The sequence below is a fragment of the Mycobacterium sp. 155 genome, from assembly GCF_000373905.1.
In the GTDB taxonomy this organism is placed as follows: domain Bacteria; phylum Actinomycetota; class Actinomycetes; order Mycobacteriales; family Mycobacteriaceae; genus Mycobacterium.
On sequence record NZ_KB892705.1, the window covers coordinates 3,771,668 to 3,797,624 of the forward strand.

Annotated in this window: 25 protein-coding genes and 1 pseudogene; 13 read left to right on the top strand and 13 right to left on the bottom strand. The window is 66.7% G+C overall.

The window, feature by feature from the left end; all coding sequences use genetic code 11:
* Positions 1 to 217: 217 nt before the first annotated feature.
* Positions 218 to 1,672, bottom strand: a complete 1,455-nt coding sequence (gene dnaA / locus B133_RS0117910) for a chromosomal replication initiator protein DnaA (protein WP_018602991.1) — start codon at positions 1,670 to 1,672, stop codon at positions 218 to 220.
* A 511-nt stretch (positions 1,673 to 2,183) separates the two neighbouring features.
* Here dnaA and rpmH point away from each other — a divergent pair.
* The 10 genes and pseudogenes from rpmH to B133_RS23005 all read left to right on the top strand — a co-directional run bounded on the left by rpmH (position 2,184) and on the right by B133_RS23005 (position 8,706).
* The gene (rpmH, locus tag B133_RS23880; RefSeq protein ID WP_070355130.1) at positions 2,184 to 2,327 is read left to right on the top strand and encodes a 50S ribosomal protein L34; all 144 of its coding nucleotides are present in this window, start codon (positions 2,184 to 2,186) and stop codon (positions 2,325 to 2,327) included.
* A gap of 21 nt (positions 2,328 to 2,348) precedes the next feature.
* Positions 2,349 to 2,705 (top strand): ribonuclease P protein component, encoded by a 357-nt coding sequence (gene rnpA / locus B133_RS0117915; RefSeq protein WP_018602993.1) that lies wholly within the window; start codon positions 2,349 to 2,351, stop codon positions 2,703 to 2,705.
* Positions 2,702 to 2,986: a membrane protein insertion efficiency factor YidD gene (gene yidD / locus B133_RS23885; RefSeq protein ID WP_081618252.1), complete on the top strand. Its 285-nt coding sequence runs from the start codon at positions 2,702 to 2,704 to the stop codon at positions 2,984 to 2,986. The genes rnpA and yidD overlap by 4 nt, the downstream gene beginning before the upstream one ends.
* A complete protein-coding gene (gene yidC, locus B133_RS0117920; RefSeq protein WP_036419389.1) occupies positions 2,961 to 4,043 on the top strand; it encodes a membrane protein insertase YidC in 1,083 nt (360 codons plus the stop codon). Before yidD ends, yidC begins: the two co-directional genes overlap by 26 nt.
* A 35-nt stretch (positions 4,044 to 4,078) precedes the next feature.
* Positions 4,079 to 4,615 carry a R3H domain-containing nucleic acid-binding protein gene (locus tag B133_RS0117925; RefSeq protein ID WP_018602997.1) on the top strand — a complete coding sequence of 179 codons (537 nt, stop codon included), beginning with the start codon at positions 4,079 to 4,081 and terminating at the stop codon, positions 4,613 to 4,615.
* Between the two features lie 60 nt (positions 4,616 to 4,675).
* Positions 4,676 to 5,350, top strand: coding sequence for a 16S rRNA (guanine(527)-N(7))-methyltransferase RsmG (rsmG, locus tag B133_RS0117930; RefSeq protein ID WP_036418718.1), 675 nt, complete (start codon positions 4,676 to 4,678; stop codon positions 5,348 to 5,350).
* 2 nt (positions 5,351 to 5,352) lie between these two features.
* On the top strand, positions 5,353 to 6,321 hold the full coding sequence (locus tag B133_RS0117935; RefSeq protein WP_085974198.1) for a ParA family protein: 969 nt from the start codon (positions 5,353 to 5,355) through the stop codon (positions 6,319 to 6,321).
* A gap of 51 nt (positions 6,322 to 6,372) precedes the next feature.
* Complete coding sequence (locus tag B133_RS0117940; protein WP_018603004.1) at positions 6,373 to 7,368, top strand: ParB/RepB/Spo0J family partition protein; 996 nt, start codon at positions 6,373 to 6,375, stop codon at positions 7,366 to 7,368.
* Positions 7,369 to 7,596: 228 nt separating this feature from the next.
* Positions 7,597 to 8,397 (top strand): hypothetical protein, encoded by an 801-nt coding sequence (locus tag B133_RS23000; protein WP_018603006.1) that lies wholly within the window; start codon positions 7,597 to 7,599, stop codon positions 8,395 to 8,397.
* Between the two features lie 29 nt (positions 8,398 to 8,426).
* Positions 8,427 to 8,706, top strand: a pseudogene (locus B133_RS23005) (putative quinol monooxygenase).
* Between the two features lie 36 nt (positions 8,707 to 8,742).
* Here the strand turns inward: B133_RS23005 and B133_RS0117955 are convergent.
* From B133_RS0117955 to B133_RS0117990, 8 genes are all read right to left on the bottom strand, one after another.
* A complete protein-coding gene (locus tag B133_RS0117955) occupies positions 8,743 to 9,933 on the bottom strand; it encodes an N-acetylmuramoyl-L-alanine amidase (protein ID WP_018603010.1) in 1,191 nt (396 codons plus the stop codon).
* A 127-nt stretch (positions 9,934 to 10,060) separates the two neighbouring features.
* The gene (trxA, locus tag B133_RS0117960) at positions 10,061 to 10,393 is read right to left on the bottom strand and encodes a thioredoxin (protein WP_018603012.1); all 333 of its coding nucleotides are present in this window, start codon (positions 10,391 to 10,393) and stop codon (positions 10,061 to 10,063) included.
* A 34-nt stretch (positions 10,394 to 10,427) separates the two neighbouring features.
* Positions 10,428 to 11,363, bottom strand: a complete 936-nt coding sequence (gene trxB / locus B133_RS0117965; protein WP_018603013.1) for a thioredoxin-disulfide reductase — start codon at positions 11,361 to 11,363, stop codon at positions 10,428 to 10,430.
* An 85-nt stretch (positions 11,364 to 11,448) separates the two neighbouring features.
* On the bottom strand, positions 11,449 to 12,177 hold the full coding sequence (locus B133_RS0117970) for a hypothetical protein (RefSeq protein ID WP_018603016.1): 729 nt from the start codon (positions 12,175 to 12,177) through the stop codon (positions 11,449 to 11,451).
* Positions 12,128 to 12,766 (bottom strand): RNA polymerase sigma factor SigM, encoded by a 639-nt coding sequence (sigM, locus tag B133_RS0117975; protein ID WP_018603018.1) that lies wholly within the window; start codon positions 12,764 to 12,766, stop codon positions 12,128 to 12,130. Before sigM ends, B133_RS0117970 begins: the two co-directional genes overlap by 50 nt.
* A gap of 99 nt (positions 12,767 to 12,865) precedes the next feature.
* Entirely contained in the window at positions 12,866 to 16,468 is a 3,603-nt protein-coding gene (gene murJ, locus B133_RS0117980; RefSeq protein ID WP_018603020.1) for a murein biosynthesis integral membrane protein MurJ, read from the bottom strand.
* Entirely contained in the window at positions 16,465 to 18,837 is a 2,373-nt protein-coding gene (locus B133_RS0117985) for a hypothetical protein (protein WP_081618298.1), read from the bottom strand. Before B133_RS0117985 ends, murJ begins: the two co-directional genes overlap by 4 nt.
* Before the next feature lie 26 nt (positions 18,838 to 18,863).
* Complete coding sequence (locus tag B133_RS0117990; RefSeq protein WP_018603024.1) at positions 18,864 to 19,664, bottom strand: NUDIX hydrolase; 801 nt, start codon at positions 19,662 to 19,664, stop codon at positions 18,864 to 18,866.
* An 84-nt stretch (positions 19,665 to 19,748) separates the two neighbouring features.
* Between B133_RS0117990 and B133_RS0117995 the strand changes: the two genes are divergently transcribed.
* Positions 19,749 to 21,191 (top strand): CCA tRNA nucleotidyltransferase, encoded by a 1,443-nt coding sequence (locus B133_RS0117995; protein ID WP_018603026.1) that lies wholly within the window; start codon positions 19,749 to 19,751, stop codon positions 21,189 to 21,191.
* A gap of 18 nt (positions 21,192 to 21,209) precedes the next feature.
* Positions 21,210 to 21,722, top strand: coding sequence for a hypothetical protein (locus B133_RS0118000; RefSeq protein ID WP_018603027.1), 513 nt, complete (start codon positions 21,210 to 21,212; stop codon positions 21,720 to 21,722).
* A 1-nt stretch (position 21,723) separates the two neighbouring features.
* Here B133_RS0118000 and B133_RS0118005 read toward each other — a convergent pair whose 3' ends face one another.
* Entirely contained in the window at positions 21,724 to 22,536 is an 813-nt protein-coding gene (locus tag B133_RS0118005; RefSeq protein WP_018603028.1) for a TIGR03084 family metal-binding protein, read from the bottom strand.
* 21 nt (positions 22,537 to 22,557) lie between these two features.
* Positions 22,558 to 23,844 (bottom strand): MFS transporter, encoded by a 1,287-nt coding sequence (locus B133_RS0118010; protein ID WP_026256574.1) that lies wholly within the window; start codon positions 23,842 to 23,844, stop codon positions 22,558 to 22,560.
* A gap of 150 nt (positions 23,845 to 23,994) precedes the next feature.
* Between B133_RS0118010 and B133_RS0118015 the strand changes: the two genes are divergently transcribed.
* On the top strand, positions 23,995 to 24,600 hold the full coding sequence (locus tag B133_RS0118015) for a YqgE/AlgH family protein (protein WP_018603032.1): 606 nt from the start codon (positions 23,995 to 23,997) through the stop codon (positions 24,598 to 24,600).
* 11 nt (positions 24,601 to 24,611) lie between these two features.
* Here the strand turns inward: B133_RS0118015 and B133_RS0118020 are convergent, their stop codons facing one another.
* A complete protein-coding gene (locus tag B133_RS0118020; protein WP_018603034.1) occupies positions 24,612 to 24,962 on the bottom strand; it encodes a hypothetical protein in 351 nt (116 codons plus the stop codon).
* A gap of 59 nt (positions 24,963 to 25,021) precedes the next feature.
* Positions 25,022 to 25,939 carry an LpqN/LpqT family lipoprotein gene (locus tag B133_RS0118025; protein ID WP_018603036.1) on the bottom strand — a complete coding sequence of 306 codons (918 nt, stop codon included), beginning with the start codon at positions 25,937 to 25,939 and terminating at the stop codon, positions 25,022 to 25,024.
* Between the last annotated feature and the right edge of the window lie 18 nt (positions 25,940 to 25,957).

A 25,957-nucleotide genomic window follows, 5' to 3' on the forward strand; every position in this document is an offset into this window, starting at 1 on the left:
ATCGGGGCTGTGTGGATCGTCTCGCCACTCATCCTGTGGTTCGCCCGCAGCTTGTACACAGTGCTGTCCACAGGGCTCGACCGCGTGAAACTGTGACGCCTGACGCGGCTGTGACAAAAGATGTCGTTCAGATCGGCTGCGCGATGAGCCGATACGACCACTATGTGGGACGGCGACAAGACGCCGATCGCAGGAGGAAGCGCAGGGGAGGTGTGCGTCAGCGCTTGGCGCGCTGGCGGATACGGGTGGTGAGTTCCTTGACGTGATCGAAAACCTCGCGTCGCTCGGCCATCTCGCCCCGGATCTTCTTCTCGGCGTACATCACCGTGGTGTGGTCGCGACCGAACGCCTGCCCTATCTTCGGCAGCGAGAGATCGGTGAGTTCACGGCACAGATACATGGCAATCTGCCGGGACTGCGCCAGAGCCCTGGTCTTTCCCGGCCCACGCAGTTCCTCGACGGTGGTTTCGAAGTACTCCGCGGTGGCGGCCATGATGGCGGCCGCACTGATCTGCATGGTGGTGGGGTCGGCGATCAGATCGCGCAGCACGACTTCCGCCAGTGACTTGTCGATCCGGGTCTTGTTGAGCGAGGCGAACGCCGTCACGCGAATCAGCGCGCCCTCGAGCTCACGAATGTTGCGGTCGATGCTGCTGGCGATGAGTTCGAGAACGTCATCGGGCACATCGAGACGATCCATCTGGGCTTTTTTGCGCAGAATCGCGATGCGAGTTTCCAGCTCGGGAGGCTGGACGTCGGTGATCAGGCCCCACTCGAACCGCGTACGCAACCGGTCTTCGAGGGTGGCCAACTGCTTGGGGGGCCGATCGGACGAGATCACGATCTGTTTGTTCGCGTTGTGCAGCGTGTTGAAGGTATGGAAGAACTCTTCCTGGATGCCTTCTTTGCCTTCGATGAACTGGATGTCGTCGACCAGGAGGATGTCGATGTCGCGGTAACTGCGTTTGAACGTCGCCTTGCGATCGTCGCGCAGCGAGTTGATGAAGTCGTTGGTGAATTCTTCGGTGGAGACGTACTTGACGCGCATGCCAGGAAAGAGACGTTGGGCATAGTTACCCGCGGCGTGCAGCAGATGGGTCTTGCCGAGGCCGGATTCACCCCAGATGAACAGCGGGTTGTAGGCCCGGGCCGGCGCCTCGGCGATCGCGAGCGTCGCGGCATGGGCGAACCGGTTGGACGCCCCGATGACGAAGGTGTCGAACGTGTAGCGCCGATTCAGGTTGACTGCGTTGGCATCGGTTGCAGCGGCGCTCGGCTGCGGGTTGCTGAAGTAGGTAGGCCAGCTTTCCTCGACATTGACGCGAGCCGCTCGGTCATCGTCGACCTCGTCGACTTCGGCCGTGGCCGGCTCGAGGTGGCTGTCGGGGATGTCGATTTCCTCCGGCGGGCTCGGGGTCGCGATCCGGACGCCGAGTTCGACTCGCTGCCCGAGCCGGCGGCTCAGTGCTGAGACGATAGGTTCGCGCAGGTGACGTTCGATCTCATTCTGGACGAAAGGCGTCGGAACCGACAGCAGAGCAAACCCCTCGGTGATGACCAGCGGCTGCACGAGCTTGAGCCAGGCTCTTTGCTGAGGGGTTGTGTCGCCGTTGAGTTCGGCAACGACGTCGTTCCAGATCGAGACGAAGGGCGGGTCGGGGTCAGCGGTCATCGACGGTTACCCCTATCACTGTCCTTGGAGGTCCGGTCAACGGACGACCAATAGAACGAAGACGAACTGTCCACATATTTATCCACAGGTTGTGGAAAAAGGACAGTCGTCGTCGCTTTTGTTGACTTGTGCGCAGGACGTCGTAGCGGGCTCACATCGTGTGAGAATGTGGCAGGTGCTTGACGTCCTCGATTCCTGGTCTGAGGCCAGCCCGATGCGGGACGGCTACGAACGGTATTGCCAGAAGCTAACAGTTTTCTTTCGACGTGCCAACCGTTCTGCAACATTGCCCTAATACGCCCGGGTAGTAGGTTTGACCCAGCGAAAACTCGTCAGTACCCTCGAGCAGTCGCCCGCACGTGGCGATACGGCTGCGATCCTGGTCCGCCCGGAGTCTGCGCCGGTAAGTAGAGCACGACGCACCACAGCTTATTAGGGACAGTCGCGTCCTCACCGACACATATCGGGTCGGAGAGCCGCGGGTGCCATATAGAAACAAGGAGAGATTGCCGTGGCCAAGGGCAAGCGGACCTTCCAGCCGAACAACCGCCGTCGTGCGCGGGTGCATGGTTTCCGGCTGCGCATGCGGACCCGTGCCGGTCGCGCCATCGTCTCCAGCCGCCGTAGTAAGGGCCGTCGTTCGCTCACTGCGTGATTCGACGCAGGATCTAGCGCGGTGCTTCCGGCTCAGAACCGGATGAGGCGGTCCGCGGAATTCGGTGCCACCGTCAGTCGCGGTGTGCGCGTAGCACAACCGGATGTGGTGGTGCACGCGTTGCGTGACGACTTGGACGCCAGTGGACCGCGGATCGGCCTGGTGGTCTCAAAATCCATCGGTAACGCCGTAGAGCGGCACCGGGTGTCGCGCCGTCTCCGGCACGCTGCCCGTACGGTGCTGCCTCGCCTCGAGCCCACCGATCGCGTGGTCATCCGGGCGCGGCCGAGTTGCCGAGAGGCCCTGTCTGCGCATTTGGAACGTCAACTCACCGCCGCTCTGGAGCGAGCCACAGTACGGCTCGGTACGGCTTCATGATCCGGCGGGCAAGTAAAGGTGCGGCCCGCGCTGTGATCTTTTTGATCCAGCTCTACCGACACATGCTCTCGCCACTGCGCTTGCCCACTTGCCGGTTCACCCCGACGTGTAGCCAGTACGCCGTGGACGCACTCACTGAGTACGGCCTGTTCTATGGCGGCTGGCTGGCGATGGTTCGACTGCTGAAATGCGGGCCGTGGCATCGGGGAGGATGGGATCCGATACCGGAGCGCCGAAACGCTGATGCCGTCCGAGATGGCAGAAACGAGTCCTATGTTTAATTGGTTCAGTCTCGACATCATCTATTACCCGGTGTCGGCCATCATGTGGGTCTGGTACAAGGCGTTCTCCTTCGTCCTGGGGCCGTCGAACTTCTTCGCCTGGGCGCTGTCGGTGATGTTCTTGGTGTTCACCCTGCGCGCGATCCTGTACAAGCCGTTCGTCAAGCAAATCCGCACGACGCGGCAGATGCAGGAGTTGCAACCGCAGATCAAGGCGCTCCAGAAGAAGTACGGCAAGGACCGCCAGCGGATGGCCCTGGAGATGCAGAAGTTACAGAAGGAGCACGGGTTCAACCCGATCCTCGGCTGTCTGCCGATGCTGGCGCAGGTGCCGGTGTTCCTCGGGTTGTTCCATGTGCTGCGGTCGTTCAACCGGACAGTGGGCGGATTCGGTCAGGTGCACATGTCGGTGGCCGAGAACCGGGCCACGGGCAACTATGTGTTCAGCCCGACCGACGTGGGGCACTTCCTGGATGCCAACCTGTTCGGTGCACCCCTGGGCGCGACGATGGTGCAGACCACGGGTCTGGATGCTTTCACTGTCTTCAACCGACCGGCGGTGATCGCGGTTGGCGTACCGATCATGATCCTGGCCGGTATTGCGACTTACTTCAACAGCCGGGCGTCGGTGGCGCGGCAGACTCCTGAGGCGGCGGCCAACCCGCAGACCGCGATGATGAACAAGCTGGCGTTGTACGTGTTCCCGTTCGGCGTCGTCGCCGGCGGACCGTTCCTGCCGCTCGCGATCATCCTGTACTGGTTCTCGAACAACATCTGGACGTTTGGTCAGCAGCACTACGTGTTCGGATTGATCGAGAAGGAAGAGGAAGCCAAGAAGGTCGAGGCGATGGAGCGGCGGGCGGCCAATGCGCCGGCGCCGGGAGCCAAGCCCAGTCGATCGCGTAAGGCCGAGTCGAATTCGGCAGATGACGAGCCGGAGGGTACGGCGACCGAACTGACCGAAAGCACGGGCGATGGTAGTGCAGCGGGCTCGACGGAGGATGCGGCCGGCCGCACTCCGAAGCCCGGCGCGCGCTCCAAGAAGCGGAAGCGTTGACCAGTTCCGGCTGGCGAAAGTAGGGAGAGACAGACATGACGGACGCACAGACCACCGATGCCGGCCTCGAGCCAGAGGCTCCGCGGACAACACCATCGGCGGACGATCTCGAAGAGCGACTGGTCGCCGAAGGCGAGATCGCCGGCGACTATCTCGAAGAGCTGCTCGATCTGCTCGACTTCGATGGTGACATCGATCTCGATGTGGAGGGTGATCGTGCGGTCGTGAGTATCGACGGCGGGAGCGACTTGAACAAGCTCGTCGGCCGCAAAGGCGAGGTGTTGGACGCGTTGCAGGAGTTGACCCGGCTGGCCGTGCATCAGAAGACCGGCGAGCGCAGTCGACTGATGCTCGACATCGCGCGGTGGCGTCGGCGGCGGCGCGATGAACTGGCCGCGCTGGGCGACAAGGTGGCCCGCCGGGTGCTGGAGAGCGGCCAGCGCGAGGAACTCGCGCCGATGACTCCGTTCGAACGGAAGATCGTGCACGACGCGGTTGCGGCCGTGGAGGGTGTGCGTAGCGAGAGCGAGGGCGTCGAGCCGTCGCGTCGCGTCGTTGTACTGCTCGGCTGATTCATTAGTTACATCGGTGTAGTTCGTGTGTAGTAGCCCGTCGCCGCGGGAGTGCGGAGGATGTTTCACGTGAAACATGGCCCGGTTCCCGCGGTGCCGGATGTGGCAGCCGACCTGTTCGGCGATCGACTCGAGGTGGCGGAACGGTACACCGCCATCCTGGCCGGAGCAGGTGTGGAATGGGGTCTGATCGGGCCCCGTGAAATCGACCGACTGTGGGAACGCCATGTCTTGAATAGCGCGGCTGTCGGGGAACTCCTGATCGAAGGCGAACGCATAGCCGACATCGGTAGCGGAGCCGGACTACCCGGGATACCGTTGGCTCTGGCTCGACAGGATGTCACAGTCACCCTCATCGAACCTCTCTTGCGGCGGAGCGAGTTTCTCCGCGAAGTCATTGCCGAGTTGGATTTGGATGTGGCGGTCGTCCGTGGGCGTGCCGAGGATCGGGTTGTTCGCGATGAGGTGGGGGAGATGGATGTGGTGACATCCCGGGCGGTTGCCTCTCTCGACAAACTGAGCCGGTGGGGTATGCCGCTGCTGCGAGCGGACGGTCGCATGCTCGCGATCAAAGGTGAACGGGCAGAGGTTGAGATAGAGGAACATCGGCGTGTGATGAGGTCAGTCGGTGCAGTGGATGCCAGGGTAGTGAGATGTGGCGCGACCTATTTGAACCCACCCGTAACCGTCGTCGTGGCACGGCGCGGAATGCGGGGGAAGACGAGCAGGAGATGAAGATGAGCTCGGGTCGGAGCAGGACCGCAGCCGCCAAGACGAGCATCGTTTCACGTGAAACACTCGGCGGTGCCGATCGCTCTGACTGGACCGCGGACACCGGAATGGACACCCCGATCGCGGCCGAGGCCGAGCGGGCCACCCGGCTCCTGCACACCACGCATGGTCAACTCCCGCGCCCGGCGCATCAGCGGGTCTTTACCATCGCCAATCAGAAGGGCGGCGTCGGCAAGACCACGACGGCGGTAAATGTTGCAGCTGCCCTCGCGCGGCAAGGACTTCGCATCCTGGTGATCGATCTCGATCCGCAGGGCAACGCCAGTACGGCGCTGAGTATCGAACACCGGCCTGGCACCTTGTCCTCATATGAGGTCTTGATTGGTGAGACGCCGGTCCAGGAGGCGCTGCAGCAGAGTCCGCACAACGAACGCTTGTTTTGTATTCCCGCGACGATCGACTTGGCCGGCGCGGAGATTGAACTCGTCAGTATGGTTGCGCGCGAGGGTCGGTTGCGTTCTGCGCTGGCCGAGCTCAAGCAGCACAACTTCGACTACGTCTTCATCGACTGCCCGCCGTCGCTGGGCCTGCTGACCATCAATGCGTTCGTGGCCGCGGCGGAGGTACTCATTCCGATCCAGTGCGAGTACTACGCGCTGGAAGGCGTCGGTCAGTTGCTCCGAAACATCGAGATGGTCAAGGCCCACCTGAACCCGAATCTGTCGGTATCCACAGTGATACTCACGATGTACGACGGCCGAACCAAGCTGGCGGATCAGGTTGCCGAGGACGTTCGTGAACACTTCGGTGACAAGGTGCTCAAGACCGTGATTCCGCGCAGCGTCAAAGTGTCGGAAGCACCCGGCTACGGGATGACGATCCTCGACTACGATCCGGGTTCCCGTGGCGCGCTGAGCTACCTCGACGCCAGCCGCGAGATCGCGCACCGTGGTGCGCCGCCCCGCGCAGAGTAGGGCGATTGGCGAACAGGTCGGGCAGTTGACAGCGATGAGCAGGAGACGATCATGAATCAGCCGGCGAAGAAGCGCAGTGGGCTCGGACGCGGCCTGGCGTCTCTGATTCCTACCGGACCGGCCGACGACGGCACCGACTACTTGAGCCCGCGAATGGGGGCGACAGCCGCGGACGTTCTGCTCGGCCCGCCCGCGTCGTCGTCACCTGATACATCGCGGGCAGAGGTCGATGGCGTCGGTGCGACGTATCGGGAGATCGATCCCGGCCTGATCGATCCCAACCCGCGGCAGCCCCGCCAGGTCTTCGACGAAGAGGCACTCGACGAACTCGTGCACTCGATCCGCGAGTTCGGTTTGATGCAGCCGATCGTGGTGCGTGCCGTGGAGACCGATGGCGCCACGCGCTACCAGCTGGTGATGGGGGAGCGGAGATGGCGTGCGGCACAGATCGCCGAGCTGACGGCCATCCCGGCGATCGTGCGGGAGACCGCTGACGACAGCATGCTGCGCGACGCACTCCTGGAGAACATCCACCGGGTGCAGCTCAACCCGCTGGAAGAGGCTGCGGCCTACCAACAGTTGCTCGACGAATTCGGTGTCACCCACGACGAACTCGCGACAAAGATCGGTCGGTCGCGGCCGCTGATCTCGAACATGATCCGCTTGCTGCGGCTGCCGATCGCGGTGCAGCGTCGGGTGGCAGCCGGCGTGCTCTCAGCGGGCCATGCCCGTGCGCTGCTTGCTCTGGAGGGCGGCCCGGAAAAGCAAGAGGAGCTTGCGGCGCGGATCGTGGCCGAGGGACTGTCGGTGCGTGCCACAGAAGAGGCCGTCACACTGGCCAATCGGGATGGCTCGACCCCTCCGGCGCCGCGGCGGAAGCCGATTCAGATGCCTGGTCTGCAGGACGTTGCTGACCGACTCTCGACAACGTTCGACACCCGAGTGACCGTGAGCCTCGGCAAACGCAAAGGCAAGATCGTCGTCGAGTTCGGCTCGGTCGACGATCTACAGCGAATTGTCGAACTGATGAGCACCGAAGAACACTGAAAACCTACGTCCAACCACACAGGGGAATTACGTCACTGTGACACATCGGGTCGCAAGTATCGTCGCGTGAACCGTCGCGATAGGGAAAGCACTTGGGCGGCACCATATTTCGTTCGAAAAGCGGCGGAAGATGAGAGATTCGTCGCGGACCGCGCGGTTGCCGCCAAGCTCTCCTATCCTTGAGGGAGTGCCGCGTATACCGGCATCGTGTGGAAACCGGGGAGTCTAGTGTCAGCACGCATCACGCCGCTCCGGCTCGAGGGATTCGAGCAGTTGCCGAAGCACGCGCGGCGGTGTGTCTTCTGGGAGGTCGATCCCTCGACGCTCGGTGGTGAGGACCATCTCAGCGATCCCGAGTTCGAGAAGGAAGCCTGGCTCTCTATGGTCATGCTTGAGTGGGGATCGTGCGCCCAACTTGCCGTGGAGTCTCCGCCCCACGCTGGTGGCGAGTTCAGCCCGCCGATCACGGGTGACGAAGCCTGTCTCGGGTATGCGTTCTATGCCCCGCCCGGGGCGGTGCCGCGGGCTCGACTGTTCCCCACGGCACCGGTCAGTGCCGATGCGGTGCTGTTGACTGCCGTCGCGGTGGAATCCACCGATGACACCGAGGGCTTGCCGGCCAGCCTGCTCGCCGCCGTGGTCGGTGATCTTGTTCGGCGCGGGGTGCGGGCATTGGAGGCGTTCGGCTATACCGAGGCAGTCACCGACCGCGAAGGCTGCGCGTCCCTACCCGAAGAGTTGGCGCCGGTCGTCCAGGTGCTGGGGGATTGCGCCGTAGATCAGTGCATGATCAGGTCCGACTTCCTGTTGGATGTCGGATTCTCGATCGTCGCTCCGCACACGTACTTCCCGCGGTTGCGCCTCGAGTTGGACAAGGGCCTCGGCTGGAAGGCCGAGGTCGAGGCCGCGCTCGAGCGATTGCTCGCGAGTGCCCGGATTGAGTTGCCGGTCGGCTCGGCGATGATCGGCGCCGCGATGAACACCCGATCACCGATGAATTCGGTGTCGGTAAGTTGGCTACCTGAATAGCGCAGGAGTACTCGACGACAAGACAGCGCGTGATCATCGTTGCAGGGCACATCATTGTCGAACCCGCACAAGGGCAGTCATATCTGACGGGGATGCGTAGCCGTCGTGGACCAGGCCCGCTGCGCGCACGGCTGTCTCGACTTCGCGGTCACTGCCGACCCGATCGATCCGGGCCGGATCAATGTGTACGAGCGGTGGGCTTCGCATTCAGCGGTAGAGGCATTCCGCAGTGACGGGCCGAGCGACGATCAAAGTGCGGCAATGATTTCGGCGTCCGCGGCCGAGATCCTGGACAGCACAACACCGTAGCCGTCAAGGTGCCGAAACACGTTCGGGTTCTATCGATTACGCTCCGCGCGGGGTCTGCTCGACCGACAGTTCGTGGGCGAGCAGCTCGGCGAACGTGAAAGTTCCTGTAGGACGGTCGTTCTTGCCCAGCAGGTATAGGCGCTTGACCGCCGCGAGGATGCCCTCTGCGATGGCGTCGCGAGTTTGGGTGGAGACCAGAAGATTGCGGTCACGCGGATTGGTGATGTAACCGACGTCCACCTGGACGGTCGGCATCCGGGTCAACCGGAGCAGATCCCAGGTGCGGCCGTGGGTGCGACAATCGCGTAACCCGGTGCGGGCCACCACCTCCCGCTGAATGAAGTCGGCGAGGTTGCGGCCGATGGTCGACACTGAACCGTGCGAGTTACCGAAGTGAAATGAGGCCACCCCGTTGGCCGACGGGCTGAGCTGAGTCGCGCAACGCAGGCTGATCATCAGATCGGCACCCACCGTGTTGGCGGTCGCCGCACGCTCGGTGTCCAGCGGACTGCGGCCGGCGGAGCGGGAGGTGAACGTGTCCATCCCGATGGCCGTCATCCGGCCTTCCAGCCGACTTGCCAAGTCCCACAAGATGTCAGCTTCGCTGATCGGACCCTCGGGGCCGTGCATGATCATGCCGTGGTCGGAGCCGCCGCGGCCCGGATCGATGATCACCCGCTTGCCCGACAGCCGAGGTCCCGACCGGCGGACCAGTTCCTCTTCGCGAATGGCGTGCGGTGAGCCGCCGGTCACCCGCGACCCCAGGAAGTACAGGGAGCGAAGAGTTTCGGGGCCGCAGATGCCGTCCGGATACAGGCCGTACTCACGCTGGTAGGACGACAGGGCGTTGTGGGTCTGCAGGCCGAAGTGGCCGTCGACCATGCCGGTGTAGAAACCGAGGTCCTGGAGCCGGGCCTGCAGCGTGGCGACGTCGTCGCCGTACATCGGTGCACCGAACTGATGGGTGAGAGTGCGCGCACCCAGCCGGTAGGAGGCCTCTCGCAACGCGCGATAGGTCGCCTCTCCGACCATGCCGTCTACCAGCAGCCCGCGATGCTGCTGGAAGGCACGTACTGCCTGGTCGAGTTCGGCATCGAACACATCCAGGGCGACATGCCTACCGGTGCTCAGATCGGCGTCGGGGCTGTCGATGAGACCGAGCGCCATGAGCGCTTCCCGGATCTCGGTGACCGCACCGCCACGGTCACCGTGACGCAGACTCGACATACGGTCCCTCCAGGCTGGTTTTCGGCGGGTTGCCGAAACTGACCAGCCAGCATTGTCTCAGATTTCGACCAAATACCGGAAAACGGCTGGCGGGCCGATGCGGGTCTTACCGTCTGTTAACGCGGGGTCAGAGTGCGTCGCCGAGCTCACGCAGCAGCGCGGCCTTGCCCTTGGCCCCGACGATGCGCTTTACCGGGGCGCCATTCTTGAACAGGATCATCGTCGGGATCGAGACGACCTGGAAGTCCCGGGCGGTAGCCGGGTTGGCGTCTACGTCGAGCTTGGCCACCGTCAACTGACCGGCCTTCTCGGAGGCGATCTCCTCCAGTACCGGCGCGACCATCTTGCAGGGCCCGCACCACGTGGCCCAGAAGTCCACCAGCACCGGCGTGCTGCTGGCCAGAACGTCGTCGGAAAACGAATCGTCGGTGACCGCTACGGTCGCGCTGCCCTCACTCATGGTGTCATTCCTGTCGCTCGAAACGGGTTGGGGATCAGTCGTTGTCGGCCAGCCAGCGTTCGGCGTCGATGGACGCCGCACAGCCGCTGCCCGCGGCGGTGATGGCCTGGCGGTAGGTGTGGTCGACCAGGTCCCCGGCTGCGAATACGCCGTCGACCGATGTCGCGGTGGTGCGCCCGACGGTCAGCACGTAACCCTCGTCGTCGAGGTCGACCTGGCCGCGTACCAGTTCCGAACGCGGATCGTGGCCGATCGCCACGAACACGCCGGTCACGGCCAGCTTGGATTCCTCACCCGTCACGGTGTCGCGCAACCGCACCCCTGTCACCTTGGGCGAACCTTCGATCTCGGTGATCTCGGTGTTGGTGAGGAAGGTGATCTTGTCGTTGGCCCGGGCGCGTTCCAGCATGATCTTCGACGCGCGGAACTCTTCGCGGCGGTGGATGAGGGTCACGCTGCGGGCGAACCGGGTGAGGAAGGTCGCTTCTTCCATGGCTGAATCACCGCCGCCGACGACCACGATGTCCTCGTCGCGGAAGAAGAAGCCGTCGCAGGTGGCGCAGGTACTCACCCCCATCCCCGTCAGCGCCTCTTCGCCGGGCACCCCGAGGTGGCGGGCCGCGGCACCCATCGCCAGGATCACCGAGCGGGCCCGGTGGGTCTCGTCGCCCACCGTGACCGACTTCAGCGGGCCGGTGAGGTCGACCGCGTCGACGTCTTCCATCCGCAGGTCCGCGCCGAAGTGCAGTGCCTGCTCGCGCATCTGGTCCATCAGCTCGGGCCCGGTGATGCCGTCGCGGAAGCCCGGGTAGTTCTCCACCTCGGTGGTGGTCATCAGCGCGCCGCCGAACTGCGTGCCCTCGAACACCAGCGGTTTGAGCTGGGCGCGGGCCGCGTACACGGCAGCGGTGTAACCGGCAGGTCCCGATCCGATGATGATGACGTCGTGGACGGTCTCTGGGGAGGTCATATCGGCCTTTCTGCCGGATAGTCGTTCGGCATGCCTGGTAACGCCAGCCTAGGCTGAGGTGTTCCCGGCGAACGCGTGGGACAGACTACGGGTGTTTGACCATTGTGTCCGCAAGCAACCCGGCGTGGGCGGCATCGCAGTCCGGGGCCACCACGAGACCCACGACCGAACCGGGGACATCCGAGGGCAGCAGGATCAGCACGCCGCGTCGGCCGCCGGCATCCATGGGCCGGCCACCCAGCACCTTGATTCCCGGCGGGTAGCCGAGCGCGGACAAGCACTGGGCGCGCCGGTCGGGATCGGTCAGCGGCCCGAGATCAGGGCGGGCGGACAGCAGCCCGAGTAGCTGCGGCTCGGAGAGGTCGACTGCCGGTTCTTGTCGCGACACCGTGATCTGCTCGAACCTCGCCGTCGCCGCCGGTGTGGGCCGGGCGGGGTGCATCAGTGCGGCGCTGCCGACCCCGATGACGGCCAGTGCCGCACACCCGCCCGCGATGGCAGCGACCCGGCGCAGCCTGTGCACACCGGGTCTCAGTGAGTGTTCGGGCGGGGGAGCGGCGCGTAACGCAGAGGTGAGGCGCGCGGTCACCTCGTGGGGTACCGGAGGCGCGGATCGCGCATCGTCGGCCAGATCTGCCAGGTCTCGGCGCACCCGGTCGAGGGCGGCCAGCATGTCCGCTGCTTCGGGTTCGGTACGCGCGCGGTGACGCAGCCGGGCGGCGGTGGCGTCGTCGAGCAACCCCGCCTGCAGCTGAGCGAGCAGGTCAGGCGTGATCGGCTCGTCTGACGGCGCTGGGTGCGTGCTGGCGCTCATCGGGATCAAAATATCGCAGCGACCGCGCAAGTTTGGCCCTGCCTCGCGCGCAACGGCTTTTCACGGTGCCCTCTGCGACGCCGAGCAGCCGGGCGGTCTCGGCCACCGAGTAGCCCTGCATATCCACCGCGACGATCGCTGCGCGCTGCTCGACGGGCAGGGCCAGCAGTGCGCGTTCCACCATGATCGCGGTGTCGACCCGGTGCGCCGGATCGCCTGCGGGGTCCCGCAGATGGCCGAGTTCGGTGTCGTCGGGCGCGACGGCCGGCTGGGACTTGGCCCGCCGGAGCCGGTCCAGGCAGGCGTTGATGACGATGCGGTACAGCCAACTGCTCACCGCGGAGTCGTATCGGAACGATGCCGCGGTGCGATGCGCGGACAGCAGGGCGTCCTGCACCGCGTCGTCGGCGTCGTCGTCATGGCGGCTGGTGAGGTACGCCAGCCGGCGCAGCTGCCGATGATGGCGGTGGACCAATTCCTCGAACGCGTAGCGATCCCCGCACACGTGGGCGGCGAGTAACTCGGCATCCGTGCGTGCTCCGGTACCCGCTGACGCCGACGGATCTCCGGTCCCCCCGAACCTGCTCACAGCCGAACACTAAGGGGTGCCGGGCAAGGCTCCTGACACTTATTTGTCGGACCGCCCCTCAGCCGTGCTCAGCGCGGCCGGGAGGTTGTGGATGACCTGTCAGGACGCCGCTCGCACGGTGATCTCGGAGATGTCGGTGCGGTTCTTTCCATCCACGGTGCCCAGCGTCGTGATCCACACCAGCACATTGGATGTCGGTGCTGCCTTGTTCACGGTGATGGTGTTGGACCCGGGCTTGAGTGGGGTCGGCGGACTCAGCTCGGTGGTGTCCGTCAGTGCCGACGGCGACGAACTCTGTGCGGACCGGATCTGCACAGCTGTACCGGTGCTGTCGAGGTTGACGGTCACCGAGCCGACCACCGTGGGCTGCGGCAGCTGCAGCAGCAGTCCGACACCGTTCTTGAAGTTCGGGAACGGTGTGGAGTCGGTGTAAGCGTCGGTGGACCACGCCGTGCCCGGATCACCGTCGATGGCCTGCCCGGCCTGGCCCGGGTTGTCGGCCTCTCCTTCAGGCGAAAAGACCGTCGCCTTGACGGGTTTCACGACGCTGCCCGACGGCGCGGAACCGTTTGTCGCTGTGGTCGAGGCGGAAGGCGCGTTCAGACCCAACTCGTCCTTGTTCAGCCCACCGCCGACGTTGCCGAAGATGTGGTTGAGGATCGAGGCGAGCACGACGAGTGCGACGATGATGACCGCGCCGCCGGCAACCAAGCCGATCATCAGACCCTTGCGACGACGTGCGGCAGCTTCCTCGGCGGCACCCGTGGTGGCGTAGGGCCGGGCCGGCTCGGGAGCCGGAGGTTCGTGCGGAGCCTCCATCAGCTCTGTGCGATTGGCAATGGCGGTGGCCTGCTGCAGCAGGTTGAGCAGCGTGGGTGCGCTGCGGATACCGCCACCCTCCTGGACGGCACGGGCCGCGGCCGCTGAAATCTGGAACGGGATGTCACGGTCCACCGCGCGTGGTTCGACGGGTTGGCCGGCAGCGTCGCGGGCAGCTGGTTCGAGTCCGCTGCGTACGCCGGACTCGGGTAGCGGCCACCGGTCGATCAGCAGGGCGTACAACGCCGCACCGATGCCCCGGATGTCGTCGTCGGGCGTGGCCTCGGGCAGGGTGGCCGGGAAGGCCAGCGCCACGTCGCCCTCGATGCTGACCCGCACGCGACTGGGATGGTCGATCGACAGCGCCACACCGGCCCGGTGGGCGGCCTCGGCGGCTGCGGCTAACGACTGGATGGCCCGAGCGCCGCCGATCGGCGACGGCGAGGTGTCGGCCACCTCGGCCAACGAGCCGCCGCGGATCCACTCCGATACGACGAGCCCACCCGACCCGCTCTGGGCGACATCGAGCACCCGAGCGACACCAGGCACGTCGAGGCGGCTGAGCTTGAGGGTGCGCGAGAGGATCTCTTGCACCTGTTCGCGGGGCATGACGCCGTCGGGGTCGACGAATGTCAACGCCACCTGCCGGTCCAGTGCGGTATCGAGTGCCTGCCAGAACTGCAGGTTGGGCGGCCCGCCATGGAACACCAGCAGCCGGTAACGGCCGTTGGCGATGGTGGCGCCCGGGATCAGCTGGATGTCGTCGTCGGTGGCGGTTTCGGCCACCGGTTCTCGCCGCGGGGCAAACGAGGTCGGTTCGCGGGCGGAGTCACCGCTGTAGTCGGCCGGAGTGTTGATGACTGCCGTGGCGCCGTTGGACGGGCCTGTCGCCGAACTGTCGGGTTCGACCGTGTCGTGAGCGTCGGGCACGTCGGGCCGGAAGTTGTCGGCGGTCGGGCGTGGCAGCCTCGTCGTTGCGGTGCCCTCAGGGTGGGGTGCCGGTCCGCCCGCGGATTCGTCGGTCAACGGTGGTCCTTTCCGCATCCCCGCTCCGGCAACCGAAGCCGGAGCCCCACCCAAGGTGGCCGCCGGGTTTGGTGACCACCGATGTGGAGAAGAATTCCTCTGATCAGGGTACGGGACCGGGGCCGGGCGGCGTGGCCGGACCGGCAGGGCAGCTGGCGACGCGGCTACCTCTGCACGCGGCGTCGACACCCGGCGGCCGAGCCGGCGTCGCACTATCGCCAGCGCCGTCTGAGCTTCCGGCACCCGAGCGACCACCAGCACCCAGATGATGATCGGGACCATGATCAGCCCCAGCCCCAGCAGCCGCAGCAGCGATCCGCCCGCGCCCAGATGCGAGGTCAGGGATGCCAACCCGAACAGCCGATCGGCGACGTACGCCACCAGACCCGCACCCAGTGACGCGGTGATCGTCACCAGGACGGTCCGTACGACAGGCCGGCTGACCAGATGGCCGCCCGGCGGACGCAGACTGGACCGCAGCAGCAGATGGCCGACGCCCGCGCCCGCAAGGAACCCCAGCCCGTTGGCCAGGCCGAGGTAACCGGCCACCATATCGGGGTTGTCGGTCAGGTGCGGAGCGACCAGCGAGCCGGCGATCTTCACCGCGGTGATGACGACGATCAGGATGATCGGTGTCCACGGCTGTTCGCGGGCATAGAACACCCGCAGCTGCAGCAGCACCATCGAGTACGGGATGAGGGTGAACGCCGACAGCGTGATCGCCATGCCGAGGTAACCGGCGTCGGTCTCGCCGAAGTTGCCGTAGGCGAACAACGCGCTGCCAATCGCGGGACCGCCGACGGTCATCATCGCGACGATCGGGATCAGCGTCACCATGGTGAGCCGGGTGGCCAGCGACAGGTCGTCGAGAATGGCCGGCACATTGTCGGCGGCTGCGTTACGGCTCAGCCGCGGCATGACCACCGTCAGCACGGTCACCCCGATCATGCCGAACGGAAGTTGCAGCACTAGCCAGGTGTAGTTGTAGATCGCCGGTCCGGACGCCGCGGCGGTGCTGGCGATCTGGTTGCCGACGATGAGGCCGATCTGACTGATCAGCACGTAGAGCACCATGGCCGCGGCCATCGCCCCGAACTTCTTGAGCCGGTCGTCGACACCCCACAGCGGGCGTAAGCTGACGCGCTCGGAGCGGATCGCCACCAGCAGCACGCCGGCCTGGACCACCACACCCAACGTGGTGCCGATTCCGAGCACGAGCAATTTGGCGTTGCCCATCTGCACCGGGTCCACCGAGAGCTCGCCGGGAACCAGGACGTAGAGGCCCAACGTGAGGATGGCCACCACGTTGTTGAGCACCGGGGCCCACGCGGGCGGGCCGAACACGTTGCGGGTGTTGAGGATCGCGCCGAACACCGACGACAAACCGTAGAACAGCACCTGCGGCAGCAGCAGATAGGCGAACGCCGTCGTGAGTGGATTGTTGACCTGCGGATCGCTGCCGAGCATGACCCGCACCAGCATCGGGGCACATGCCACCGACAGCACCGTCGCCACCAGCAGCAGGGTGGTGGCCAGGGTCACCAGGCGGCGCACGAAGGCTGTGCCCCCGTCGGGGTCGTCGCGTTCGGCACGGGCCAGCACCGGCACGAAGATCGCGGTGAAGGTGGCCTCCAGCACCAGCGCCGCCACCATGTTCGGCAGCTGGTTGGCTACCGAGAAAGAGCTCGACAGTGCCGCGCCGAGGATCGCCGCCAGCAACACGATGCGGAGGAAGCCGGTGATCCGGGAGATCAGGGTGGCGAATGCCATGCCCCACGATCGGGACACCACGGCGGCGTCGGACAGCTCGGGACGGCCGCCGGCGGGTGGGCGAGGAGGTGGCGTCGGCACGGTCATCGATGCTGTCCCTGGGTCGGAGGCTCATCTGGATTGAACGCCCGCGCGACGTCGATCGGGTCGGGGCGGTCCAGATCGGCCCGGTCGGGTTGGCCGCGGAACCGGTGCCACAGGCGTCGCCCGGCCAGCAGCACCAGGACCGCGCCCGCCGACAGGGTGATGAAGAACAGCACCTTGCCGTAGGCGTTGGAGTGGACCGAAAGGCGTACCGGTTCGCCCAGCGGCAGACCCGCCACGGTCTGTAGAGCGACGTCGACGGCGACCCGCTGAGTGAAGTGGACCTCGATCGGCACGCGCAACGGCAGATAGCCGGGCGGCAGCTCGATCACTCCCATGTCGGTCACGGTCATCCCGGGCGGGGCGTTGATCTGCAGGCGGACCCGGATCGGCACAGGAAGGTCGTTGCGCAGCGCGAGCGGCAGCGGGCTGCGTTCGGTGGCCAGCGTGTACGAGCCGCCGGGGTTCACCACCGTCACGGCCTTGAACATGTCGTTGACGCTGTGCGTGACGATGTCCAGGCGCTGGCGGGCTAACCCGTCGCGGGCATCGGGTGGCACCGACTGACTCAGCGCCCGCAGCATGTCCTCCCGCAGGGGCGCCGTGTACTGCGTACCGGTCAGGCCGGTGCGCTCGTCGGTGGTCAGCGCCACGGTCAGGCCCCACAGCCTGCCGGTCACCCCCGCGATCCCGGAGATGATCGCATCGTCGATGCGGCTGCGCGGATTGCCCAGCGTGTCGGCCGGCCGTGGTTGCACGGGTTCGGCGGGTACCGCGGCGGATTCGGCGATCACCGCGGTCAGCGGGCGGGGCACCGCCAGCCCGGCGTGAATGGTGGTCGCCACCGAAGTCAGGATCGCCTCTGCATCGTCGGGACGCAGGGACCAGACCAGCGGCGGCATGAGGATCTGGGTGCGCGGCTCGATGCTGTGGGTCAGTCCCTGCCACAGCAGCGCGCCCACGGCATCCTGGCGCCGCGCGGTCGCCGAGTCGTGCCGTACCGGGATGTCCATCGTCGGATCGAGATACGAGGGTGCCACCGGGTCGGTACCTGCACCGGCCAGTGCGGCGCCGACTGCGGGATCGAATGCCGCGGACACCAGGTCTGGGCTGTATCGCAACGGCCTGACGTCGGCGGTCTCAGGAGCACCGGTTGCCGAGTCCTGAGCGGTGGTGTGCGCAGCCGCGATCGCCACGGTCGGGCCCTGGGCGCTGAGCAGGTCCACGGCGGATCCGGTGAGCGGTCCGTCCCCGACGATGCTTGCTCCGCGGGTCGAGGCGACGCCGAGGATCTGGTCGACGATGTCGCCAGCGCCGTTGGTGGCGATGGCGCTGAGGCCTGCGTCGTTGACGCGGTTGAGCGCCTCCAGGTCAGCGTGCGCGTACGTCGTCGGCGCCACGCACATGTGCTGGGCCAGCCCGCGTAACCGGTTCAGCCAGGCGACGGCGGCGTCGCGTCCGGTGCCGGGCCGGGTCGGGGTGCCCGGTCCCGCGTCGGGGGCCTCGTCGACGACGTAGCCACCGGTCATCGCGTTGACGGTGACCAGCAGATCCGGATCGACGGCCAGGCACAGTGCGGCACGGACCTGACCGCCCGGATCGACCGTCGGCCCGGTGGCGAAATCCACCGCGGACAGCAGCGTGTCGAGCCGGCCACCGGGGGCCAGGGACGTGGCGAGATCGTCATCGATCAGCCGCACCGGTGTGGTGCCGCCGGGGGCTCCCGCAGCCAGCCGCGGGCGGTCGGCCAGCGGCCACAGCATCGTCAGGCCGACAGGCCGCGAAGTGTCCGGAGCCACCACCGCGCTCAGCGCCCCGCCGTCGGCAGGCCCACCTGGTTGCTCGGACGGCACTCCGAGTACCGGCAGCAGGAACCGGGCGTCGTCGAGTCGGGCGGGCTCACCGTAGTCCGGCGTGCCGTTGACGTTGACCAGCACCGGATATACCCCGGGTTGGTCGATCTGCAGGGATGGCCGGTCGGCAGCCCGTAGCGGGTAGGACAGACTGAACGGAACCGTTTGGCCGCGGGCCATTTCCGTGGAGACGTCGATGAAATCGGCGACGGGCGAGAATTTGTCGAGGCCTCCGCTGAGGTCGGTACGCAGTTCGGTGGACGAGGCCACGGCCCGGGCATGCTCCAACCGGATCACCACGTCGCGTACCGGCCGGTCACCCACGTTGGTCACCACGCCGGACACCGTGACCACAGGCTCGCTGGTGGTGGTGACCAGGTCGGGGGATACGTGATCGATACGCAGCTGCAGGAACGGCAGTTGCCCGGGCTCACCGGCCGCCGCGCGTGGCAGCACAGCAGGTACGGCCATGAGCAACAGCACGGCTACGACCATGAGGATGCGCGCCGCCGTCGACATCCAACGGGGCATCGCCGGGTCCGCGGTCACGGCCCTTGTCCGCATCCGTTCGTGCGCCGGGGAGGCTGGGGCTGACCGGAATCGTCGCGGCGGTGATCGCGGGTGTGCGAATGGGTTTGGGCCCGCCGCCGCGGCGCACTGTGGGGCAGCGGCGGCAGAGCGCCGGGCCCGTCGGTCTGCAGCTTGTCGATCAGCTCGCCGGCCACTTCGGCCAGCTTGCGTTCGTCGGCGTAGGCCAGCCGGGAGGGCAGCTCGTCCAGCGGCACCCAGGCGACCTCCGTGACTTCGACGTCGTCGTCGGAGAGCTCGCCGTCCCGGAACCGCATCAGATAGTGGTGCACGGTCTTGTGCACCCGGCGGCCCTCGGTCACGAACCAATAGTCGATGCTGCCCAGCGCGGCCAGCACCGTGCCCTGGATTCCGGTCTCCTCGGCGACCTCCCGGATGGCGGTCTGCTCGGCCGTCTCGCCCAGTTCGATGTGCCCCTTGGGAAGTGACCACAGCATCCGGCCCCGGCGGTCGACGCGGCCGATCAAAGCCGCGACCTGAGTGTCTTTCGGGCCGTCGATACCGTCGATCACCAGACCGCCGGCCGAGGTCTCGTGCACGGTCCGCAACCGCTCGGGCGGACGCCGCGGACGCGGTTTGCGTTGGTTGGACTGGTCCCGCGGGGTGGGGTGCTTGTCAACGCTGCTCGCGGACTCCGCGGGATGTTCGCTGGACTGGTCGGTACTCGCGTCGGGCGGTCCGGCAGCCCGCTGGGCACGGCGTTGGCCGCGGCGGCGACTGCGGCGCCGTCGTGGTTTGGCCTGTTCGCCGTCCGACACCCAAGCGATAGTAGCTGCCACAGAGTGGCGGTCCTGCCACACTCGCCGGTAGCGGGCCCACAGGGCGCACTAGGCTCTCCGAACGTGTCCGATGCTTCAGCCGATGACGCCGAACTGCTGGCCCGCGCACTCGTCGCGCTGAACCGGCACGGTGAACTGCTGCGCGGGCTGGGCCAGCTGTTCGCTGCCGAGGGCCACGAGCTCTACCTCGTGGGCGGCAGCGTGCGCGACGCGTTGCTGGGCCGGCTGGGCGCCGATCTGGACTTCACCACCGACGCCCGGCCGGAGGCGGTGCAGAAGCTGCTGCGCGGCTGGGCTGACGGACTGTGGGATACCGGAATCGAATTCGGCACCATCGGTGCGGCCCGGGCCGGTCAGCGGGTGGAGATCACGACGTTCCGCGCCGACAGCTATGACCAGGTGACCCGTAACCCCACGGTCGAGTTCGGCGACACACTCGATGACGATCTGGTGCGCCGCGACTTCACCGTCAACGCCATGGCTGTGCGCATCACGCCTGAAGGTCCCGGTGAGTTCTGCGATCCGCTGGGTGGTTTGGCGGCGCTGCAAGCCAAGGTGCTCGACACCCCGTCGACCCCGCAGGTGTCCTTCGGCGACGATCCGCTGCGGATGCTGCGGGCCGCCCGGTTCGTCTCACAACTCGGGTTCACGATCGCGCCGCGGGTACTTGAGGCGCTTTTGGAGATGGCGCCCCAACTCGGCCGGATCACGGTCGAGCGGGTGGCCGCAGAGTTGGACAAGCTGCTGCTGGGCATGGACCCTGTCGCGGGCGTCGATTTGATGGTGCAGACCGGGCTCGGCGCTGTGGTGCTGCCGGAGGTCGGCGACATGCGGATGGCCATCGACGAACACCACCAGCACAAGGACGTGTACTGGCATTCGCTGACCGTGCTGCGCCAGGCCGTGGATCTAGAGGGTCCTGGAGGTCCTGATCTAGTGCTGCGCTGGGCGGCCCTGCTGCATGACATCGGTAAGCCCGCGACGCGCAAGCACGAGTCCGACGGCGGCGTCAGCTTTCACCACCACGAGGTGGTGGGGGCCAAGATGGTCCGCAAGCGCATGCGTGCGCTGAAGTACTCCAAGCAGATGGTCGACGACGTGTCCCAGCTGGTCTACCTGCACCTTCGGTTCCACGGGTACGGCGAGGGCAAGTGGACCGATTCGGCCGTACGCCGTTACGTCACCGACGCCGGGCCGCTGCTGGAGCGGTTGCACAAGCTGGTGCGTGCCGACTGCACCACTCGCAACAAGCGTCGGGCCACGCGGCTGCAGGCCAGCTACGACGACCTGGAGACGCGGATCGCCGAACTGGCCGCCAAGGAGGACCTGCAGCGGGTGCGGCCGGATCTCGACGGCAACGAGATCATGACGATCCTCGGTATCCCGGCCGGGCCCCAGGTGGGCGAGGCGTGGCGCTACCTCAAGGAGCTGCGCCTGGAGCGCGGCCCGCTGGAGCACGACGAGGCCATCGCCGCTCTGCAGGAATGGTGGAACGCCCAGGCGTAACCGTGCGTCTGATCAGTCATGGACTACTGCCTTGGCGATACCGACGGTTCGGCGACCATGTGGAGTGCAGTGCCCGACGTCGACCTCGACGCGGACGGCACACCGGACGGCGTGGGCCTGGATTTCGACGGTGACGGGCGACTCGACGATGTGATGGCCGACCTGGACGGCGACGGCATCGCCGAGCATGCGGTGCTCGACGTCGACGACGACGGCCGGGCCGAGAGCTATTTCACCGACGACGGTTCGGGCACCTGGGCACTGCGAGTGGATCGCGGCGGGCAGGTGCGGTGGTTCGGGCTGGACGGTGTGGAAGTCGCCCAACCCGGTGGACCGCTGGTCGACTTTTCCGGCGACGGTTCGGCTGACGATCAGCTACTCGACGTCGATGGTGACGGGCTGGCCGACCGTGTGCTGGCGGGCGACCGGGCTTATGTCGACACCGACGGTGACGGCCGGTGGGACCTCATATTGACCGACTCCGACGGCGATGGGCTCGCCGATTCGGCCGGCACGACGGCTGGCCATTGATTCAGCCCCGCCCGGTCCCCGGCGGGCCCGCGAAGGCTTGGGCGATGGTCAGCCACTTCTCGGCGTCGGCACCCACGGCGGTCACGTCGAGCCCGGCCAGTGGGCGACGCTGGGTGACCAGCAGGCAGAAATCCTCAGCCGAACCCGTCACGCGCTGCGTGGCATCCTCGGGACCCCAGGTCCACAGGTCACCGCCCTCCGCTGATCCCCCGGTCGTATCGCTGCTGGCCGCCGGACCCTTCAACTCCACCCGAAACGCCTCGGCGGGAGCAGACAACCCGTGAAGGGCGAACGCGAAATCGCGTGTGCGCACGCCGATGTGGGCGACCGAGCGCAGGCGCGGGGTGGCAGGTCGGCGCACCCCGAGGGTGTCGGCGACATCGAGTCCGTGCGCCCACGTCTCCATCATCCGCGCCGTGGCCATCGATGCCGCACTCATCGGTGGCCCGAACCACGGCAGCTTGCGGCCGTCGGCGACCGTCAGCAGCGCGTCGTGCAACCGGCCCCGGGTCTGGCGCCAATCGGCGAGCAGCTCGGCGGGCGGGGTGGCCGCAACATTCTCGGCGGCGGCGTCGACGAAGCCCGTGGGGTTCTTCATGGCCTCGGCTACGACGTCGGCGAACCCCGTCTCGTCTGTGACGGAGACCAGCGCGACTCGGTCGGTCCACAGCAAGTGTGCGATCTGATGGGCGATGGTCCAGCCGGCGGCCGGAGTTTCGGTGGCCCACTGTTCGGCGGGCAGATCGGCGACGAGCGCGTCGAGTTCGTCGCTTTCGGCACGAAGATCGGCCACGATCGGCTCTGCTGTCGACATGCTGGTCAGCGTAGAGCGGTCTCAGGTGCGTCGTGGCGAAGCCATCGTGGCGTGGATGCCCAACCCCGCCAGGTAGATCACCGAGCCGGCCACCACCAGTGCGGGCGACTTTCCGTCGGTGGGAATGACCGCCGCCGCCACCGAGGTGGCCGCGATGAACGAGATCCAGAACAACGCGTCTTGCACGGTGAAGACATGTCCGCGCAGGGCGTCGTCGACGTCGAGCTGCATGGCGGAGTCCGCGCACAGCTTCACCAGCTGTCCGGCGGCGCCGAGCAGGAACCCGCAGGTGAGCATCACCGGCAGGTGTAATCCGATCGCGGAGAGCTGGGCGACGGCGGCGAATGCCAGTGCCCCGTTGGCGGTGGCGTACCGACCGAAGCGGGCGATCATCGCAGGCGCGGCCACCGTGGCGAGGAACGCGCCCGAGCCGGTGGCTGCGAGAAACAGCACTGCGGTACCCAGGCCGAAACCGGCAACATGCGTGGGCGTGTCGGTGTGCCGCACGATCACCAGCACCAGCAGGGTGTTGATACCGAAGGCCATCCGGTGTGCGGCCAGCCCGGCGAGCGTGCCCGCGACGGTTGGCACGGATGCCACTGTGCGCGCACCGTGCACCCACCCGGTGGCCACCGCGTAGGCGGCTGAGCCGTGGATGGTGCGTTTGCTCTCGTGGGGGCCCAGCACGTGCGGCCCGAACCGCACCGACAGCCACAGTGCCAACGAGACCGGGGCCAGCACGCTGAAGATCACCACGGATGCGCCCGCATCGCTTGCGCCGAACAGCCACCGTGGCACCAGCATGAAATTGGCCCCGAAGAACGCGGCCGCCGATCCGATGGCCGTCGCCACCGAATTCATCGTGACGACCTGGCCACTGGGCACCACATCGGGTAGCGACGCCGACAGGCCCGATGAGACGAACCGGGTCAGCCCGTTGACGATCAGCGCGGCGAGCAGAACCGCCACATCCCCGGCGCTGTAGGCCAGCAGCACACCGGTGAGCAGCACCACCAGCAGCCGGCCCAGGTTCGCGCCGACCAGCACCAACCGGCGGTCCCAGCGGTCCAGCAGGGCGCCGGCGAACGGCCCGAGTAGTGAGTACGGCAGGAACGTCACGGCAAACGACCCGGCGACCTGCCACGGCCCGGCGGCCCGTTCCTGGCTGAACAGGATCGCGCCGGCCAGCCCGGCCTGGAAGAGCCCGTCACCGAACTGGCTGACCGCACGCAACTCCAGCAGTTTGCGGAACTCCGTCATGCCGCGCAGAGACCGCCATAGGGCCCTGGGGGCGGCAGCGTCAACCACGGCAATCACATTCTGGTCGGGAGTTGTGTCGGGGGCTGTTCAGCCTACGATCGGCGACCTGTTCCACAGTACAAACTTCCGCGATCACAAATTGCGCACCGCGCGTGGTTGTTCGCCACGTCTCGGCGGTGCTGGTGCCATGATGGACGGGTGGCGCCGTCAGAGGATCCGGAGGACTTCGTCGCGCCTGCGGCGCACCGGGTACGACCGGGGACGCTCCTGCTGGCCAATACCGATCTGTTGGAGCCGACGTTTCGTCGCAGCGTCATCTACGTCGTCGAGCACAACGCCGGTGGGACGCTGGGTGTGGTGCTGAATCGGCCGAGCGAAACCGCGGTCTACAACGTGCTGCCGCAGTGGGCCAAGCTTGCCGCCAAACCCAAGACCATGTTCATCGGCGGTCCGGTGAAGCGGGATTCCGCGCTCTGTCTTGCACTGCTGCGCGTGGGCGTGCAAGCCGACGGGGTGCCCGGGTTGCGGCATGTGCAGGGCCGCATCGTCATGGTCGACCTCGACGCGGATCCGGACACACTCGCCCCGACACTCGAAGGCGTCAGGATCTTCGCCGGGTATTCCGGGTGGACCATCGGGCAGCTCGACGGCGAGATCGAGCGCGACGACTGGATCGTGCTCTCAGCGTTGCCGTCCGATGTGCTGATCGAACCTCGGATCGATTTGTGGGGCCGGGTGCTGCGGCGTCAGCCGTTGCCGACATCGCTACTGGCGACTCACCCGATCGACACCAGCCGTAACTGACGGTCGTCCGGTCAGTTACACGACAAGGTGCAGCTGGCGCACGAACCGGTGCATCCGCCACCGACCGGTGTCGCCGCCTCGGCGCGGGCGACGACCTTGGCGCTCTGCCAGCAGCCGGCCGCCACTGTGGTGATCGCACCGATGACGCAGACCGTCACCACGACCACGCCGGTCCGCGGCTGAGCGGACAGCGCCGCGACGCCGCCGGCTGCCAGCATCACGGCCGCGGCAAGCTGGGTGGGGGCCACGGCTCGTAGCACGGTGCGGACCGGATCGCCGGACTGTGGCCTGGTCAATGACCACAGGCCCAGGATTCCGACGATCACGGCGACGCTCAGGCACAGCAGCGCGGCGATCAGCATGGGCCACACAATACGAGCTGGACGGGCATGTTGTCAGATCGGGTTCTGCTGGGCGGAGCTTAGCCGTGTAGGCCTAGGAGCTGCGGCAAACCCGCCGCGGCTGCCGGCGCGACGGGCCTCGCGGGCGCGGGCAAACCCGCAGCCGGGGGTGCGGGCGGGGCTGGGACGCCGGCGGTAGGCGCGCTCACCTTGAACCCCGACACGATCGCGTCGGTGGCATCGGCGGCTGCCGACACGCCCTGGCTCGCAGCTCCCGAGTTGACCGACAGTGACACCAGGTAGCGGTCGGGCCCGACGGTCGCGATGACGTGCCGGCGCGAGGTGTTCAGCGTCTGGCTGTCCGCCCGGTAGCTGCCTTCGATGAACGACGACGGGAAGCCGTTGAAATCGCCCATTGCCATGTCGGTGGTCTGCCAGCCCATCTGCTGCAGGCTGTCGATGTAGCCGTGGCTGATCGCTTCGACGGGGTCGAAGTTACCGATGAGTTTGTAGACCACCACCTGGGCGTTCGGGGTGTACAGGTCGGTGCTGGAGCGGTTGGCGATCACCGCGAAGGCGTCCGGGACGTTGGGGTCGGGCACCGTGGACCAGCCCGCTGGCATCGGCAACACGATGCTCAGTGCGGTGAAGTTGTGGCTCACCTGGGGTTCGAGTTTGACGCCTTTGCTCCCGAGATAGTCGGCGATGGTGCCCGAGGTGGCCGGCACGATGGCAGGTGCGACGGGCACGGGTGCCGCGGCGGGTATGGCGGTGGCTGCGACACCCGGGGCTGCGACGCCTGGCGCGAGTGGGCCGGCGACCGCTGCCGGCGTGGCCGCGACGGTCATGGGTTGGGTCACGGTGGCAGGGCCCGGAGTGGGAGGTAGCGGGAGGAGTGGCTCGGCCGAGGCAGTCGGTCCCGCCACGCCGATGACACCGGCCATCCCCGCGGCCAGTCCAGCTGCTAGAACCCGCCAGCGGCGGGCGATCTCGATCATTCCTCGGTCCTTCCCAGT

Excerpts from the sequence above, each read along its gene's own strand:
- B133_RS0118000 (WP_018603027.1), top strand. The coding sequence starts at position 21,210 with ATGGACTACTGCCTTGGCGATACCGACGGTTCGGCGACCATGTGGAGT.
- B133_RS0117935 (WP_085974198.1), top strand. The coding sequence starts at position 5,353 with ATGAGCTCGGGTCGGAGCAGGACCGCAGCCGCCAAGACGAGCATCGTT.
- B133_RS0118025 (WP_018603036.1), bottom strand. The coding sequence starts at position 25,939 with ATGATCGAGATCGCCCGCCGCTGGCGGGTTCTAGCAGCTGGACTGGCC.
- trxB (WP_018603013.1), bottom strand. The coding sequence starts at position 11,363 with ATGACCTCCCCAGAGACCGTCCACGACGTCATCATCATCGGATCGGGA.
- B133_RS0117925 (WP_018602997.1), top strand. The coding sequence starts at position 4,079 with ATGACGGACGCACAGACCACCGATGCCGGCCTCGAGCCAGAGGCTCCG.
- B133_RS0117955 (WP_018603010.1), bottom strand. The coding sequence starts at position 9,933 with ATGTCGAGTCTGCGTCACGGTGACCGTGGCGGTGCGGTCACCGAGATC.
- murJ (WP_018603020.1), bottom strand. The coding sequence starts at position 16,468 with ATGACCGTGCCGACGCCACCTCCTCGCCCACCCGCCGGCGGCCGTCCC.
- B133_RS0117970 (WP_018603016.1), bottom strand. The coding sequence starts at position 12,177 with ATGAGCGCCAGCACGCACCCAGCGCCGTCAGACGAGCCGATCACGCCT.
- B133_RS0117940 (WP_018603004.1), top strand. The coding sequence starts at position 6,373 with ATGAATCAGCCGGCGAAGAAGCGCAGTGGGCTCGGACGCGGCCTGGCG.
- rsmG (WP_036418718.1), top strand. The coding sequence starts at position 4,676 with ATGTTTCACGTGAAACATGGCCCGGTTCCCGCGGTGCCGGATGTGGCA.
- B133_RS0117985 (WP_081618298.1), bottom strand. The coding sequence starts at position 18,837 with ATGTCGACGGCGGCGCGCATCCTCATGGTCGTAGCCGTGCTGTTGCTC.
- yidC (WP_036419389.1), top strand. The coding sequence starts at position 2,961 with ATGGCAGAAACGAGTCCTATGTTTAATTGGTTCAGTCTCGACATCATC.
- B133_RS0118005 (WP_018603028.1), bottom strand. The coding sequence starts at position 22,536 with ATGTCGACAGCAGAGCCGATCGTGGCCGATCTTCGTGCCGAAAGCGAC.
- trxA (WP_018603012.1), bottom strand. The coding sequence starts at position 10,393 with ATGAGTGAGGGCAGCGCGACCGTAGCGGTCACCGACGATTCGTTTTCC.
- yidD (WP_081618252.1), top strand. The coding sequence starts at position 2,702 with ATGATCCGGCGGGCAAGTAAAGGTGCGGCCCGCGCTGTGATCTTTTTG.
- dnaA (WP_018602991.1), bottom strand. The coding sequence starts at position 1,672 with ATGACCGCTGACCCCGACCCGCCCTTCGTCTCGATCTGGAACGACGTC.
- B133_RS0118020 (WP_018603034.1), bottom strand. The coding sequence starts at position 24,962 with ATGCTGATCGCCGCGCTGCTGTGCCTGAGCGTCGCCGTGATCGTCGGA.